At 66.7% G+C, this 14777-nt stretch carries 16 protein-coding genes; 9 read left to right on the top strand and 7 right to left on the bottom strand.

Annotated elements, in window-relative coordinates:
- The first annotated feature begins 27 nt into the window (after positions 1-27).
- On the top strand, positions 28-915 hold the full coding sequence (locus tag M5J20_RS07480; RefSeq protein WP_253578114.1) for a DUF3109 family protein: 888 nt from the start codon (positions 28-30) through the stop codon (positions 913-915).
- Here M5J20_RS07480 and M5J20_RS07475 read toward each other — a convergent pair.
- From M5J20_RS07475 to M5J20_RS07465, 3 genes are read right to left on the bottom strand one after another with little or no spacing between them, the layout of a single operon-like run.
- Complete coding sequence (locus M5J20_RS07475; RefSeq protein WP_253578112.1) at positions 897-1586, bottom strand: response regulator; 690 nt, start codon at positions 1584-1586, stop codon at positions 897-899. The two genes, M5J20_RS07480 and M5J20_RS07475, sit on opposite strands and share 19 nt — an antisense overlap.
- 6 nt (positions 1587-1592) lie before the next feature.
- Entirely contained in the window at positions 1593-2774 is a 1182-nt protein-coding gene (locus M5J20_RS07470) for a sensor histidine kinase (RefSeq protein WP_253578110.1), read from the bottom strand.
- 16 nt (positions 2775-2790) lie between these two features.
- On the bottom strand, positions 2791-3537 hold the full coding sequence (locus M5J20_RS07465; protein WP_253578108.1) for a phosphoglyceromutase: 747 nt from the start codon (positions 3535-3537) through the stop codon (positions 2791-2793).
- A gap of 80 nt (positions 3538-3617) precedes the next feature.
- Between M5J20_RS07465 and M5J20_RS07460 the strand changes: the two genes are divergently transcribed.
- On the top strand, positions 3618-4775 hold the full coding sequence (locus M5J20_RS07460; RefSeq protein WP_253578106.1) for a chymotrypsin family serine protease: 1158 nt from the start codon (positions 3618-3620) through the stop codon (positions 4773-4775).
- Here the strand turns inward: M5J20_RS07460 and mshA are convergent.
- A complete protein-coding gene (gene mshA / locus M5J20_RS07455; protein ID WP_253578104.1) occupies positions 4772-6040 on the bottom strand; it encodes a D-inositol-3-phosphate glycosyltransferase in 1269 nt (422 codons plus the stop codon). The genes M5J20_RS07460 and mshA overlap by 4 nt on opposite strands.
- An 11-nt stretch (positions 6041-6051) precedes the next feature.
- Positions 6052-7029, bottom strand: a complete 978-nt coding sequence (locus M5J20_RS07450; RefSeq protein WP_253578102.1) for a MinD/ParA family ATP-binding protein — start codon at positions 7027-7029, stop codon at positions 6052-6054.
- Between the two features lie 158 nt (positions 7030-7187).
- Between M5J20_RS07450 and M5J20_RS07445 the strand changes: the two genes are divergently transcribed.
- Genes M5J20_RS07445 through M5J20_RS07430 form a run of 4 tightly spaced genes read left to right on the top strand, consistent with a single transcriptional unit; the run spans position 7188 to position 11339 of the window.
- On the top strand, positions 7188-8876 hold the full coding sequence (locus tag M5J20_RS07445) for a long-chain-fatty-acid--CoA ligase (protein WP_253578100.1): 1689 nt from the start codon (positions 7188-7190) through the stop codon (positions 8874-8876).
- A gap of 38 nt (positions 8877-8914) precedes the next feature.
- A complete protein-coding gene (locus tag M5J20_RS07440; RefSeq protein ID WP_253578098.1) occupies positions 8915-10636 on the top strand; it encodes a long-chain-fatty-acid--CoA ligase in 1722 nt (573 codons plus the stop codon).
- A 41-nt stretch (positions 10637-10677) separates the two neighbouring features.
- Entirely contained in the window at positions 10678-11007 is a 330-nt protein-coding gene (locus M5J20_RS07435) for a nucleotidyltransferase family protein (RefSeq protein WP_253578096.1), read from the top strand.
- Complete coding sequence (locus tag M5J20_RS07430) at positions 11004-11339, top strand: HepT-like ribonuclease domain-containing protein (RefSeq protein ID WP_253578094.1); 336 nt, start codon at positions 11004-11006, stop codon at positions 11337-11339. Before M5J20_RS07435 ends, M5J20_RS07430 begins: the two co-directional genes overlap by 4 nt.
- Positions 11340-11343: 4 nt before the next feature.
- Here the strand turns inward: M5J20_RS07430 and M5J20_RS07425 are convergent, their stop codons facing one another.
- On the bottom strand, positions 11344-12345 hold the full coding sequence (locus M5J20_RS07425) for a UDP-N-acetylmuramate dehydrogenase (protein ID WP_253578092.1): 1002 nt from the start codon (positions 12343-12345) through the stop codon (positions 11344-11346).
- 24 nt (positions 12346-12369) lie between these two features.
- On the opposite strand from M5J20_RS07425, the gene M5J20_RS07420 reads away from it, so the two are divergent.
- The 3 genes from M5J20_RS07420 to M5J20_RS07410 are packed head-to-tail and all read left to right on the top strand — an operon-like array spanning position 12370 to position 14495.
- Entirely contained in the window at positions 12370-12861 is a 492-nt protein-coding gene (locus M5J20_RS07420; protein WP_253578090.1) for a DUF2505 domain-containing protein, read from the top strand.
- Positions 12862-12906: 45 nt separating this feature from the next.
- Entirely contained in the window at positions 12907-13719 is an 813-nt protein-coding gene (locus tag M5J20_RS07415) for a class I SAM-dependent methyltransferase (protein ID WP_253578082.1), read from the top strand.
- A gap of 5 nt (positions 13720-13724) precedes the next feature.
- Positions 13725-14495, top strand: a complete 771-nt coding sequence (locus M5J20_RS07410; protein ID WP_253578079.1) for an LmeA family phospholipid-binding protein — start codon at positions 13725-13727, stop codon at positions 14493-14495.
- Here the strand turns inward: M5J20_RS07410 and M5J20_RS07405 are convergent.
- Positions 14492-14767 carry a DUF2516 family protein gene (locus M5J20_RS07405; RefSeq protein WP_253578216.1) on the bottom strand — a complete coding sequence of 92 codons (276 nt, stop codon included), beginning with the start codon at positions 14765-14767 and terminating at the stop codon, positions 14492-14494. The two genes, M5J20_RS07410 and M5J20_RS07405, sit on opposite strands and share 4 nt — an antisense overlap.
- Positions 14768-14777 lie beyond the last annotated feature (10 nt).

Raw genomic sequence — 14777 nt, 5'->3', positions numbered from 1 at the left:
AGAGTAACGGGTCTACTGTGCCAAAGTGTGAATTCACCTGCCCCGAAACCGGTTTTCCTTGGATTTCCCGCAGAGTCTCCTGCGGGAAAGTCAATCCTCGCGGGGCGAGAGACCACCCCGGATTTCCCGCGCGAGTGGTTCGAGTTCGTGCACCCGGAGGACCCCCACCACTACTTCTCCATCGACCTCACCTGGGCGGAGTCGACATGGTCCTGCCGTTTCGGCACCCCGCAGTGCCACGGCATCGACGCGTCCCTGCCCGTCGTGGGCTGCTGCATCCACGGGGCATACCTGTCCGACGAGACGGACCGGGACGACCTCTATAACGCCGTCGCCGAGATGCCCGCACGCTACTGGCAGCTGCGCCCCGACGACGTGGATTCCTACATCGCCAACGCCGATCCAGTGATCCTCGAGCCGTGGCTGGAGTTCGACGACGAAGACGAGCCGAATCTGAAAACCCTGGTGGTCGACGGCGCGTGCATCTTCGCCAACCGCGAGGGCGCCGAGACTGGCCCGGGGTGCGCGCTGCACCAGTGGGCGATGGATTCGGGTGCTCCGCTCGTCGGCTCGAAGCCCGAGGTGTGCTGGCAGGTGCCGTTCTCGCGCGAAGACGAATGGCAGGAGCGTTCCGACGGTCAGGAAATTCTCCGCACGACGATCGGAGAATACGACCGTCGGCAGTGGGGCGGCGGAGGCGAAGACTTCGACTGGTGGTGCACCGCGGATCCCTCCTGCCACGCACCGCGTGCCGACGGCAGCATCCAACCCGTCTACAAGTCAATGAAAAACGAGCTCATCGCCCTAATCGGCGATAAGCCTTACGATGTGCTGGCGAAGCACTGCGACGCGCGGGCGGCCCTGCCAGCGGAGGTGAAAGCCACCCACCCGGCTGCTTACGCCTCGAACTTGTAGCCCAAACCGCGCACCGTCACCAGCTGGCGGGGGCGGGAGGGCTCCTTCTCGATCTTGGTGCGCAGGCGCTTGACGTGCACGTCCAGCGTCTTCGTGTCGCCGACGTAATCGGCACCCCAGATGCGGTCGATGAGCTGGCCGCGGGTGAGCACGCGACCGGCGTTGCGCATCAGGTACTCGAGGAGGTCGAACTCCTTGAGCGGCATGGCCACCGGCTGCCCGTCGACAAGCACGGTGTGGCGCTCCACGTCCATCTTGACGCGGCCGCCCTCGAGGATCTGGTCGTCGAAGTCCTCGACATCCTCCACCTCGGGGCCGCGGCGCAGCACGGCGCGGATGCGGGCCACCAACTCGCGGGTGGAGTAGGGCTTGGTCACGTAATCGTCGGCACCCAGCTCCAGGCCCACAACCTTGTCAATCTCGCTGTCGCGGGCCGTGACCATGATGATGGGCACGTCGGACTCGGCGCGCAGCTTGCGGCACACGTCGGTGCCGCTCATGCCCGGCAGCATCAGATCGAGCAGGACGAGGTCGACGGTTTCTCCGGCGAACTGCTCCAACGCGTTCGGGCCGTCTGGGGCGATGAGCGTCTCAAACCCCTCTTTACGCAGCAAGTACGCCAGCGGCTCGGCAAGCGATTCTTCGTCTTCAACGATAAGAATTGTCGTCATCCGTACTTATCCTTCCTGCGCAGCAGCCGCGGCTTCGACAGTGTCCGCCGCGGACCGGTAGATCGGCAGCTCGATGGTGAACGTCGACCCGGTGCCGGGCCGAGACCATAGTTTGATATTACCGCCGTGGTTGGCCACCACGTGCTTGACAATAGCCAGGCCCAATCCGGTGCCTCCCGTCGACCGGGAGCGCGCCTTGTCCACGCGGTAGAAGCGCTCGAATACGCGCTTCTGGTCCTCCGGGGCGATGCCGATGCCGCGGTCGGTGACGCGGACCAGCAACACCGAGTCGCGCACCACCTTCTGGGTGATACTCACGGGCTGGCCGTTCGGGGAATAGTTGATCGCGTTGCTCACCAGGTTCGCCACCGCCGCGGTGAGCAGCGACTGGTCCCCCATCACCTCGAGCCCGGTCGGGGCGCCGCGCGTGAGGGAAATCTCGCGGTTGTCGGCGGTGACTTGGTTGCGTGCGATCGCGTCGTCGATCACGTCGTCGATACGCACCGGCGACATCTCCGGCAGGGCCTCGGCTCCCTGGAGCTTGGAGAGGCTGATCAGGTCGGTGATCATCTCGCCCATGCGGTGCGATTCCTTGACCAGCTTCTCGCCGAAGTAGCCCACCAGCTCCGGGTCGTCCGGGTCCTCCATCAGCGCCTCCGCGAGCAGCGAGATGCCACCGACGGGGGTCTTCAGCTCGTGGGAGACGTTGGCGACGAAGTCGCGGCGCGCGGCCTCCATGCGCACATTCTCGGACTCGTCGCTGGCGTACGCGATCACGTAGGAGTTGTGCGTGAGCGCCAGCGGCTTGACCACCACACTCACGTTGCGGATGCGGCTGCCGGTGGCGCGGCGGGGCAGATCCAAGTCGATGGTGTGGGATTCCAAATCCTCGAACGCGACCAGCGCGGTGTCCCACACCTCGGGGTTGATGGTGCGGTCGTGCACGATCGACATGTCGTGCGCCCGCGGGTTAGACATGAGCACCCGCCCGGAGCGGTCCATCACCGCGATGCCGGTGGGCGAGCCCTGCACCGCCAGGTGCAGCAGCTGGCTGACGGTGCTCACCCGGCTTTCTTCGGCCCCGTCGTGCTCCCGGTTGCGGTCCCGCCACCGGTTGAACCGCCGAACCAGCGGGTAGGCGAGCGCGGTCAGCGCGACACCGAGGGCAAAGGCGAAGTACGGCGTCACGCGCTACCCGTGCCGCCTACTTCTGGCCCTGGTTCGCCACTGCGGCGGCGCCAGCCTCCGCAGCCTCCGGGTCGAGGTAGGTGCCGCCCGGGTTGAGCACCTTGCCGTGCTCGTCGAACTCGTACACCAGCGGCATGCCGGTCGGGATGTTCAGGCCGGCAATGTCCTCGTCGGAGATGTTGTCCAGGTACTTCACCAGCGCGCGCAGGGAGTTGCCGTGCGCCGCCACCATGACGTTCTTGCCGGCGAGCACCTCCGGCAGAATGCTGTCGATGTAGTACGGCAGGAAACGCTCGACGACGTCCTTCAGGCACTCGGTGCGCGGCACCTCGGGCAGGAAGGCGTAGCGCGGGTCATCGGTCTGGGCGTATTCGTTGTCCAGGTCGATCTCCGGCGGCGGGGTGTCGTAGGAGCGGCGCCACTCCATGAACTGCTCCTCGCCGAACTCCTCGCGGATCTCAGCCTTGTTCAAGCCCTGCAGTTTGCCGTAGTGGCGCTCGTTGAGGCGCCAGTTGCGCTCCACCGGGATCCAGTGGCGGTCGGCTGCGTTCAGCGCGATGTTGGCGGTGCGGATGGCGCGGCGCAGCAGCGAGGTGAACACGATGTCCGGCAGGACATCCTTCTCCACCATGAGCTTGCCGGCGTTGACGGCCTCCTGCTCACCCTGCTCGGTCAGGTCCACATCGACCCAGCCGGTGAACTGGTTGGACTTGTTCCAATTGCTCTGTCCGTGACGGACCAGGATCAGTTTTCCGTTACCCATACCTCCAAGCATGCCACGAAATCAGCAGGTGGGCATTCGCTTTCCGACGCTTCCCAGCACCACTCGCTAGGCTTTCCCGCATGCACACTCGTTTCGCCCGCACCGCGGCGCTCATCGCCGCTACCGCAGCTGTTATCTCCCCCGTCGTCAATGCTCCTGCCGCGTCCGCCGAGCCAGCCCTGGCCGCACCAGGCGGCCCGATGCGCATGTTCCCCGCCAACCCGCCGGCCACCCTCACGGATATCACCGGCAAGACAATCAACGTCCCGCGCAGCAACTTTGTGTACCCGTGCTCGCAGGGCCCGACCGGCATGCTGCGCACCGCGAATGGCGAGCAGCGCGTGATGCTCACCGTGTCCCACTGCGTCAACGCCGTCCCGGGGACGCAGCCGCTGGCGAAAGAGGTCTACGCCACCCGCAACGGCGAGTACGTGAAGATCGGCGAGGCCGGCGCCCACACCCAGATGCTGCCCGGCGCGCACGACTTCTCCAACCCGCACTCGGCGGTGTGGACGAACGACTGGGGTGTGGTCCACATCGACAACGGCGTGGTGGACACCAAACTGACCCAGTCGCAGGACGTGCGCGGCGGAGCCAAGGGCGAGCCGGTGGCGCTGACCACGGTGCGCGATTTCCGCACGCTGGCGCCGGGCGAGTTCTCCATCGATAACTTCGGCCAGCCCATCTGCAAGGACGGCCGCACCACGGGACGGACCTGCGGCACCCAGCTCGCACGCACCCGTGACGGCGTGTACAGCTACGGCCTCGACTACACCCCGGGCGATTCCGGCGGCGTGAACTACGACCCGCGCGACGGCGCGATCCTCGGCGTCTCCTCGATCACGCTGAAGGCGTTCGGCCACTCCCTGGGCAAGGCCCAGCCAGTGGACCGCATCATCGAGGATGTCACCGGCGCGCCGGACGGCTACGTCAACGAGTACTTCACCGTCACCCAGTCCACCGCCGCGCCGGAGGATTTCGTGCCGAACGCGGTGGAGTTTGCGAAGAACGACGAAGAGTTCTTCGCCGCGAACCCGGGCTACGAGCTGCCCAACCCGCGTGCTGAGCTGGACAAGGCCACTGCGGCTGCGCAGCAGGACGCGGTCCGCCTCGGCGAGCAGGCGCTGCGCGGCCAGGTGAACCCGGCCGAGGCCAAGGAGCTGCTGCAGCAGCACGCCTCCGAGATCGCCTACTGGGGCGGCAACACCCTCGCCTTCGAGCTGGGCAAGCTGCTCTAAACCCCGCCCGGGCGGCGGGTGCCCGCGCCGGGCACGAACCCGTCGAGGGCGGCCTCGTAGACGTCGCGGAGTTTCCGCGCGGAGGCCGCCCAGCTGAAGGTGCTGGCGTGCGCGACGGCGGCGTGGGACATGGAGAGGCGCAAGGAGTCGTCGGTAAGCAGGCGCTCCAGCGCGTCGGCCCAGGTGCGCGTGTCGTGGCCGTCAACGAGCACTCCCGTTTCGCCGTCGGCCACCGCGATGGGCAGGCCGCCCACGCGCGCGGCCGCCACGGGCGTGCCGGCGGCCTGCGCCTCAATGGCCACCAGCCCGAAGCTCTCGTTGTAGCTGGGCACGGCCACGATGTCCGCGGCCTGGTAGATGCGCACCAGCTCCTGCGGCGGGCGCGGCCCGAGGAAGCGCACGATGCCGCCGATGCCCTCCTCGCGGGCGATGTCGCGGTAGTGCTCCACGCTTGAGCCGGCGCCCGACGCTCCGCCGCACACCAGAACGCGCAGGGGGCCGTCCACGCCGCGGCGGGTGAGCTCCCCCACCGCGCGAAGTAGCACCTGCGGGCCCTTGAAATCCTGCAGCCGGCCCACAAACGCGATGACCTTGGAGTGCACCGGCACGCCCAGCTCGCGGCGGGCCTTCTCGGTGTTGCGGTCCGTGCCCGGGGTGAACAGCTCCGTGTCCGCGCCTGGACTGACGACGGCGATTTTCTCCGCGTCGACGTCGTAGAACCGTGCGAGCTCGACGGTCTCGTCGGGGGTATTCACCACGAGCGTGTCGGCGTTGTCCACGAGCTGCTGCTCGCAGATGCGGCGGGCCTCGCCCTCGGACGAGTCGGTGCCGTAGGCGTTCTTCACAGCGGCCCACGTGTGGCCGGTGTGCACCAGCGGCACACCCACCAGATCGGCGAGCAGCCACCCCACCTGGCCCGACAGCCAGTAGTGGGAATGGATGATGCCGTACTTCAGCCCCGCGTCGGACTGCTCGCGGACGAAGTGCACGATCCCGCCCGCGAACGCAGTCAGTTGCGTCGGCAGATCCTCCTTCTCCAGGCCCTCATACGGCCCCGCCACGACGTTGATCACGCGGTAGCCGGGTGCAACCTCCACAATTTCGCCCTGGCTAGGGTGCGTGGCGCGGGTGAACACGTCCACCGCGACGCCAAGCCGCGCGAGCTGTGTTGCGGTATTGGCGACGTAGACGTTCATCCCGCCCGCATCACCAGTCCCCGGCTGCTCGAGCGGGGAGGTGTGCATGGAGATCATGGCGACGCGCATGCGTGCCAATGCTACCCCGCGGCGTGGCGGTGCCACGCGCCGAAGTCCGCCGCCACCGTCGCCGCGAGCTGCTGGTACGCCCGCAGCGTCGCGGGTTGCAGACGCTCGAGGTCCACCACCGCCCCCTCGGCCAGGTGCCGGTCGTACGGGATCTGCTGCACGGCCCGGGTCCGGGCCTCGAAATGCGCAATGAGCTTATGCGTATCGACGGTCGCCTTCCCCGGCGCCGAAGCCGAAATCACCACCACAGCGTTGGCGGCGAGGCGGTCGTATCCGTGCAAGTTCAGCCAGTCCAAGGTGGCGGCGGCGGATTGCGCCCCGTCGAGCGCAGGGGACGTGACCAGCACCAACGCGTTGGCGAGGTCAAGCACGCCCGCCATTGCGGAGTGCATGAGACCAGTGCCGCAGTCGGTGAGGATCACGTTGTAGTGGTGCTGCAGGATGTCGATGGCGCGCCGGTAGTCGAGCTCCGAGAACGCCTCCGAGACTGCCGGGTCGCGCTCGGAGGCGATCACTTCCAGCCGGGACGCGGCCTGCGTGGTGTAGGCACGGACCTGCGGGTAGCGGGTGGTGTCGTCGGCGGCGAGCAGATCACGGATGGTTGCGGATGTCCCCGCGGCGGAACGCTGCGCCAGGGTGCCCAGATCCGGGTTGGCGTCGATGGCGATGACGCGGTCGCCGCGCGTTTGTGCGAAGATGCCGCCGAGCGCCACCGTGGTCGTCGTCTTGCCCACGCCGCCCTTCAGGCTCATGACCGCGATGCGGTAGTCGCCGCGAAGGGGTGCACAAATGGCGTCGATAAGCGAAAGTTCCTCCTGCTCCTTGCGTGAGCCGCCGGGGTTGATGCGGCCTGCGCTGGCCGCGTGGACGAGCTTGCGCCACCCGTGGCGCGGCGGCGGCTTCACCGGATTGACAAGGTTGCTCTGGTCGAGTGCGGCCGGCGGCACGAGGTCGAGCGAGTCCCGCTGGGCATCATGAAACGTGGTCAAGGTTGGATTCCCCCCAAAAAAAATTTTCCCCGAATTTCCCGTGGTTGAGCCTAGTCTGCGATGCGGATTCGCGCGCGGCGACGCGAAGTTACCAATCCGTAGGTTATAGTTTTGCTTACTTTTGCAATACGAACCTTGTGGGATGAAGAAGGAGCCGCATGAGCGCGTTTGAGAGCAAGGCCTGGATCAACGAGTACGCCGAATGGACTGACCCCTACCCTGAGCTGGGCGATGACACACTAGTGAGCCTCTTCAACGAGTGCGTGGCCACCGAGCCGAAGAACACCGCTACCTGGTTCATGGGCAAGGAAATGACCTACCAGCAGCTCAACGAGAAGGTCGGCTCCGCCGCGTCCGCCCTGACCCGCCTCGGCGTGACGGAGGGAGACCGCGTTGCCGTGGCCCTGCCCAACTGCCCGCAGCACGTCATCGCCGTCACCGCGATCCTGCGCCTCGGCGCGACTGTTGTGGAGCACAACCCGCTCTACACCTCGTACGAGCTGAAGAGCCAGTTCCTCGACCACGGCGCGAAAGTGGCCATCGTCTTCGACCGCAGCGCGGACACCTTCCTCGAGCTGACAAAGGACACCCCGCTGGAGACGGTGATCACCGTCAACATGATCGACGAGATGCCGTGGACGCTTCAAGCCACGCTCTCGCTCCCGCTGCCGCCGATCCAGAAGAAGCGCGCGGAGCTGTCCAAGCCCGCCCCGGGCACCCTGGCGTGGACCGACATCCTGGCACACGCCCGCGGCTCGGTGAAGGGCCCGTCCATCACCCAGGACCATGTCGCGTTCATCCTCTACACCTCCGGCACCACCGGCGAGCCGAAGGGTGCGCCACTCACGCACCGCAACATCGTCGCCGTACTCAAGGGCGGCCTGCAGTGGCTGGAGAACTGGGGCGCCGTCGAGGAGAAGGTGCTGGCGGTGCTGCCGCTGTTCCACATCTACGGCCTGACCTTGAACTACGCACTCGCGCTCACCGACGCCGCCCAGATGGTGCTCGTGCCCGCACCCAAGCCGGAGCTGTACCAGAAGGCGATTGTGAAGACCCGCCCCACGGTGCTGCCGGGCGTGCCGACGCTCTACGACCGCATCACCGACTGGGCGCTGGAAACCGGTGTCGACCTCTCCTCCATCCACTCCTCCGTCTCCGGCGCAGCGACGCTGCCGGCCTCCACCATCGAGCGCTGGGAGGCAGCGACGGGCGGGCGCCTCATCGAGGGCTACGGCCTGACCGAGACTGCGCCGATTCTGTCCGCCAACCCGCTCGACGGCCGCCGCCGCCCGGGGTACGTGGGGCTGCCCTTCCCCAACACCGAGATCCGCATCGCCAACCCGGCCAACCCGGCCGAGACGATGCCGGACGGCGAGCCGGGCGAGCTGCTCGCCCGCGGCCCCCAGGTCTTCGCCGGCTACCTGAACAAGCCGGAAGCCAACGAGCGCTCCTTCCACGAGGGCTGGTTCCGCACTGGCGACATGGCCGTGATGGAACCGGACGGCTTCATCCGCCTCGTCGCCCGCATCAAGGAGATCATCATCACCGGCGGATTCAACGTGTACCCGGACGAGGTGGAGAACATCATCCGCCAGCACCCGGACGTCGTCGACATCGCCGTCGTCGGCCGCCCGCGCCCCGACGGCTCCGAGGATGTGGTCGCGTGCGTCACGCTTCGCGACGGTGCAGCGCTCGACCCCGAAGGCATGAAGGCATTCGCCCGCGAGCGCCTAACCAGGTACAAAGTGCCGCGCACGTTCTACCACTTCGAGGAGCTGCAGCGCGACCAGACCGGCAAGATCCGCCGCCGCGAGGTGCGCGATGCCCTGCTGCGCGACCTGGCGTAGCAGCGTTCGCAAGGACAAGGGCGCGTAGGGTGGTGCGTATGACTGCGTCGGACCCGAACGAGACTCAACCCTGGCTTCAGTACTACTCCGAATGGACGAAGCCCCCGCTGACGTACGGGGACGCAACGCTGCCGGAGATGTACCAGGCCAACCTGGAGCGCAACGCGCAGAAGCCGGCCACGAAATTCTTCGGCAAATCGCAGACCTACGCCGAGCTGGACCGCGAAGTGCGCCGCGCCGCTGCGGGCCTGAAGGCCTTCGGCGTGCGCCCGGGCGACCGGGTTGCCATCATGCTGCCGAACTGCCCCCAGCACGTCGCCGCCTATTACGCGGTGCAGCTGCTCGGTGGCGTGGTGGTGGAGCACAACCCGCTCTACACAGCCAACGAGCTGCGCCCCCAGTTCGCTGACCACGGCGCGCGCGTGGCCATCGTCTGGGACAAGACTGCGGCGACGCTCGAGGAGCTGCGCGGCGACACGGCGCTGGAGACGCTCGTCAGCGTCAACATGACCAAGGCGATGCCCCGCCTCCAGCAGTTCGCGCTGCGCATCCCGCTGCCCAAACTCATGGAGGCCCGCAACTCCCTCACCGCGTCGGTGAAGAACACCGTGCCGTGGGAGGCGCTGACCAGCGCCGCCATCGGCGGCAACGGCGAGGATCTTGAGATTCCGGAGAGCATCACCCCGGAGTCCCCGGCGCTCATCCTCTACACCTCCGGCACGACGGGCACCCCGAAGGGTGCGGTGCTCACCCACACCAACCTCTTGGCGAACCCGGTGCAGGGCGCCGCGTGGGTGAAGGAGCTCCAGACCGAGGACCAGCGCATGCTGGCTACACTGCCGTTCTTCCACGCCTACGGCCTGACGTTCTCGCTCACCCTGCCGGTGCTCATCGGCTCTGAGCTGATCCTGCTGCCGGCACCGAAGATGGACCTGGTGATGAAGGCGCTGAAGAACGACAAGCCGACCTTCGTTCCCGGCGTGCCCACCCTGTTCGAGCGCATCGTGGACACTGCGAAGCAGCAGAACATCGACCTGTCCAAGGTGGAGATCGGCTTCTCCGGCGCGTCCTCGCTCCCGGCCTCGGTGATCGAGGACTGGGAGGCGCTCACCGGCGGCTACCTCGTCGAGGGCTACGGCTTGACGGAGACGGGGCCAATCCTCATCGGCAACCCGCGCTCCGCCGACCGCCGCCCGGGCTACATCGGCCTGCCGTTCCCGGATACCGAGATCCGCATTGTTAACCCGGAGAACCCGAACGAGCTCATGCCCTACGGCGAGGCCGGCGAGATCCTGGCCCGCGGCCCGCAGGTGTTCTCCACCTACTTCAACAACCCCGAAGCCACCGAGCGCGCATTCCACAACGGCTGGTTCCGCACCGGCGACATGGGCGTGATGGAGGAAGACGGCTTTATCAAGCTGGTCAGCCGCATCAAGGAGCTCATCATCACCGGCGGTTTCAACGTGTACCCCGCCGAGGTGGAGGAAGTCCTGCGCCAGCACCCGGACATCACCGACGTCGCAGTTGTGGGCCGCCCGCGCCACGACGGATCCGAGGACGTTGTGGCCTGCGTCGTGCTCGAAGACGGCGCGGCCCTCGACCCGGACGGGTTGAAGGATTTCGCCCGCAAGAACCTCACGCGCTACAAGGTGCCGCGCACCTTCTACCACTTTGAGGAACTCGACCGCGACCAGATGGGCAAGGTGCGCCGCCGCGAAGTGCGCGATTCCCTCCTGGAGCGCCTCGCCGACGGCAAGTAGGGCGCTAGCCAGCATCTGAGCCCGTTATTAAGCTGGGTTGCATGTCCAGCGTTGTGCAAAGTCACGCATCCCGAAGATTGCGGGATGTTCTTGGTGAGTATCGCGAGCGACTCCAGCAACTCTTCGATCTTTACGGTGCTGAAAATCCGCGCCTGTGCGGCTCAGTCGCTCGCGGTACCGCCACCGATGCTTCCGACATCGACATCCTCGTCGACATGGACCCTGCGGACGGAAATGTCCTCATGCGTGCGTCGGGACTTGCTGAAGAGGTACGAGGTCTCCTCGCTGGCGTGACGGTCGATATTTTCCCGGAGCAGCTGCTTAGTCGAGAGGTATCTGCGTCGGTCCGCCTGGACGCGGAGGCACTATGACGCGCAACCCTCAAGACCGGATCAGCGACGCACTGACGGCCATCGAAAGATGCCGATTGTTCAACGACCAACTAAAAGCGGAGCCCGCCTTAACCTTGATGGCGGAGGATGCCATCGAGCGAAACCTCCAAGTCTTAGGAGAAGCGGTAAGCCATCTGCCTGTGGAGATGACGTCTCGATATCCCGAGGTTCCTTGGACGCAAATTCGCGGGTTCCGAAATATCCTCGTTCACCAGTATTTTTCCATCGACATCAGTGTGATCCGAGATGTCGTTGAAAATCACCTGCCCCAGTTGGAGGCAGCGCTCCACTGCCTCGCAGACGGGAAGTAGAACCCTAGAAGCCGATCCAGACTGGTTCCGGTACGAGGCGCACGCCGAACTGCTCCTCCACACCCGCCTGCACGTCCCGGGCCAGGTCAACAATGTCCGCGGCGGTCGCCGATCCGCGGTTCGTCAGCGCCAGCGTGTGCTTGGTGGAGAGGCGGGCTGGGGCACCCTCCCCCGGGTAGCCGCGGGGGAACCCGGCGTGTTCAATGAGCCAGGCGGCGGAAAGTTTTTCCTCAGTCCCGCCGACGGCGTAACGGGGCATGCCGGCCTCGCCGACCTTCGCTTCGATCTCGTCGGCGAGCGCCGACGGCACCACGGGATTTGTGAAGAAGGACCCTGCGGACCAGGTGTCGCAGTCAGCGTCGTCAAGCACCATGCCCTTGGCGCGGCGGGTGGCGAGGATGTTCTCCCGCGCCTCAGCCAACGGGAGGCGCTCGCCGCCGAGGTGACGCAGCGGGATGGAAAGCTCGGTGCGCTCGAGGGCGAGCTCGATCTCCAGCACCACGGCGCGGTTGGTGAACTTCAGGTTGGAGTAGCGGTAGGCCAGCTCGAGGGAGTCAGCGGGGGCCCATTCGTCGGCGCCGGTCTCGCGGTTGTAGAGGCGCACGCGGGTGAGCACGTCGGCGATCTCGGAACCGTAGGCGCCGACGTTCTGCACCGGGGTGGCACCGGCGGAACCGGGAATGCCGGAGAGGGTCTCGATGCCGCCGAGGCCCTGCGCAACGGCGTAGGCCACAACCTCGTCCCAGGTGGTGCCGGCTGCGACGCGGAGAGTGGAGTCGTCGATAAGCTCAATGCCCTCGTTGGCCACGAGCACAGCCGTGAGGTCGAGCGCGCCGTCCGCCACCACCAAGTTGGAACCCCCGCCGACGACGAGCAGCGGGGTGCCCGCCGCATCGAGCCGGGCAACGGTCGCGGCGATGTCCGCAGCCGTAGTGCAGCGAATCAGCTCAGCCGGCGCACCGCCAACACGCAGCGTGGTAAGGGAGGCGAATGATGAGTCAGGCACGGCACTAACGGTAGTCTCTTAGGCATGACTGCACGTAGCGAAGTTACGGTTACCATCAACCACCCCGCTGAGAAGGTGGCCGAGGCGTACGCATCCAAGGAGTACTGGGAGCACATCGCTGCCACCCTCTCCCCCGAGCCGGGCGAGCTGAACGAGTTCGCCGGCTCCACCGTGACCCTGTTCGAGGTGCTGCCGAAGTCCATCATCCCGGCAGCTGCGCAGGCGCTGATCTCTCAGGACCTGAAGCTGAAGCGCGTTGTCACCATCGGCGAGCTGGCAGACGGCAAGGCGGAGCACTCCTTCACCGGCGACATCAAGGGCACCCCGGTGGACTTCTCCGGCGAGATTGTGATGACCGGCGAGGGCGACGCCACCATCCTGGCGTACGACAACGAGGTCAAGGTGGATATCCCGTTCATGGGCGCCGCGCTCGAGCCGAAGGTGGCCGAGGCGCTCGAGGAGATCGTGGAAAACGAGGCCAAGCTCACCGAGCAGTGGATCACCGACAACCTCTAACTTCTTAGGGCCCGGCCCCGCGTGAGCCGGGCGGGGCTGACATACGTGGCGCACTACCACAACCTGCGGGCGCAGGCGGGCCAGGGCAAGCCGTACGGGGTGATCACCCGCGGCACGACCGGGGTGAACCGCCTGCGCCGTTGCGATCGTTGGACCCGGTACCACCCGCGCATCAACAGCCTGCTGCGCTCGGTTGACGCGCCGCTGGCGGTCGACGTCGGCTACGGCGCGTCCCACACCACCACCGTCGAGTGGGCGCGCTGGCTGCGCCAGGTCAACCCGGGCGTTGAGGTCGTTGGGCTGGAAATCGATCCGGCGCGCGTCCTGCCTCCCCGCGACGGCGTCCGCTTCGAGCTCGGGGGGTTTGAGCTCGCCGGTTACACCCCGCACCTCGTGCGCGCGTTCAACGTGCTGCGCCAGTACGACGTCGCCGAGGTTGAGGCCGCGTGGGATGCCGTGACCTCGCGGCTCGCACCCGGCGGCGTGTTCATCGAGGGCACCTGCGACGAACTGGGCCGCCGCGCCGCCTGGGTGCTGCTCGACGCAACCGGTCCGCAAACGCTCACGCTCTCCTGGGATCCGCACGACGTTTCCCGCCCCAGCGACGTTGCGGAGCGCCTGCCCAAGGCATTGATCCACCGCAACGTGCCCGGCGAGCGCATCCACGCACTGCTTGCCGACGCCGACGCCGCCTGGGACCACGCCGCCGGCTGGGCGCCCCACGGCCCGCGGGTGCGCTGGCGCGAAGCGCATGCGGAGCTGATCCGGCGGGGTTGGCCGCTCGAGCCGCAGCGGCGCCGCCTGCGCGACAACTCGTTCACGGTCGGTTGGGAGGCCGTCGCGCCGAACGTAGACTAGGCCGCATGAATAAAGCGTGGAAGGTCATAGTCGGGGTGCTCGCCGCCCTGCTGGTGCTCCTGCTCGTCGCCGAGGCTGGCATTCGCATGTTCGTGGCGAACCAGATCACCTCGACCTACCAGGAGCAGGCAGCGCTGCAACCCGGTGTGGTGGCCACGGCCGAGCCGGAGGTTGATTTCGGCTCTCAGCCCATCACCCTGGGCCTGCTCGGCGGCTCCTTCCCGCACATGACCATCACCACCCCGTCCACGCTGCAGGTCAACGGCGACGAGGTGAGCGGCGACCCGGCGGCGACGGTAGTGCTGGACAAGGTGCGTATCGCAGGCGGCGAGCCCGTTGCGGAGAGCTTTCACGTGACGACGGAGCTTCCCAATGACTTCCTCCGCGCCGTGCTCAACCACGAGATTCGCAAGCAGATCGGGGACAACCGCTTCCTAAAGAACGTCATCAGCGTGTCCGATGTGGTGACGAATCCGACTGACGGCACCTTCACAATCATGTTCACCAGCGGCATTGCTGGTGTGGAGCTGCGCCCCTCGACGAATGGCGGTCAGCTGAGCTTCACCGCCGCGAGCACCCAGCTCTTCGGTGTCGACTTGCCGGACGGCGTCGCCGAAGCTCTGACGGGCGCGATGGCGGAAGGTATGCGCCAAGAAGTTACCGGAAACATGCAGGTGCGTGACGTGACGGTGATCCCCGGCGGCCTGCGCCTAGAGATGGGCGGCAGCAACGTGAACTTCAACGAGCTGCAGCGCGAACTGCGTCAGGCGTACTAGTAGTAGTTGCCGCGCAGCAGATCGTTGATCTGCGGGCGCACATCAAAGTAGTAGATGCCCACTGCCACCGCGCCGAACCAGGCGATGAACGGCAGCGGGATCAAAAGCGCCAGCGCGGAGAAGGCGAGGATAGCTACCCACACCATCTTCGGCTGGCGGTTGGCCGCCTCGAATGCGTCGGCACGCGTGGTGCCGGCCAGTACGGCGCCGACGATGCCGGCTGCCGCAACGAGCCGGAACAGCACGTCCTGGATCAGACCAGGGACGCGCATAATGGTGACG

It is taken from the genome of Corynebacterium stercoris, assembly GCF_024160105.1.
Taxonomy (GTDB): Bacteria; Actinomycetota; Actinomycetes; order Mycobacteriales; family Mycobacteriaceae; genus Corynebacterium; species Corynebacterium stercoris.
The sequence above is the reverse complement of the archived record's forward strand: the minus strand, read 5'-3'. Positions and strand labels throughout refer to the sequence as shown.

Bases quoted from the DNA above. Each gene is read 5' to 3' on its own strand.
- M5J20_RS07475 (WP_253578112.1), bottom strand. From the start codon at position 1,586: ATGACGACAATTCTTATCGTTGAAGACGAAGAATCGCTTGCCGAGCCG.
- M5J20_RS07465 (WP_253578108.1), bottom strand. From the start codon at position 3,537: ATGGGTAACGGAAAACTGATCCTGGTCCGTCACGGACAGAGCAATTGG.
- M5J20_RS07460 (WP_253578106.1), top strand. From the start codon at position 3,618: ATGCACACTCGTTTCGCCCGCACCGCGGCGCTCATCGCCGCTACCGCA.
- mshA (WP_253578104.1), bottom strand. From the start codon at position 6,040: ATGCGCGTCGCCATGATCTCCATGCACACCTCCCCGCTCGAGCAGCCG.
- M5J20_RS07445 (WP_253578100.1), top strand. From the start codon at position 7,188: ATGAGCGCGTTTGAGAGCAAGGCCTGGATCAACGAGTACGCCGAATGG.
- M5J20_RS07440 (WP_253578098.1), top strand. From the start codon at position 8,915: ATGACTGCGTCGGACCCGAACGAGACTCAACCCTGGCTTCAGTACTAC.
- M5J20_RS07435 (WP_253578096.1), top strand. From the start codon at position 10,678: ATGTCCAGCGTTGTGCAAAGTCACGCATCCCGAAGATTGCGGGATGTT.
- M5J20_RS07430 (WP_253578094.1), top strand. From the start codon at position 11,004: ATGACGCGCAACCCTCAAGACCGGATCAGCGACGCACTGACGGCCATC.
- M5J20_RS07420 (WP_253578090.1), top strand. From the start codon at position 12,370: ATGACTGCACGTAGCGAAGTTACGGTTACCATCAACCACCCCGCTGAG.
- M5J20_RS07410 (WP_253578079.1), top strand. From the start codon at position 13,725: ATGAATAAAGCGTGGAAGGTCATAGTCGGGGTGCTCGCCGCCCTGCTG.
- M5J20_RS07405 (WP_253578216.1), bottom strand. From the start codon at position 14,767: ATGCGCGTCCCTGGTCTGATCCAGGACGTGCTGTTCCGGCTCGTTGCG.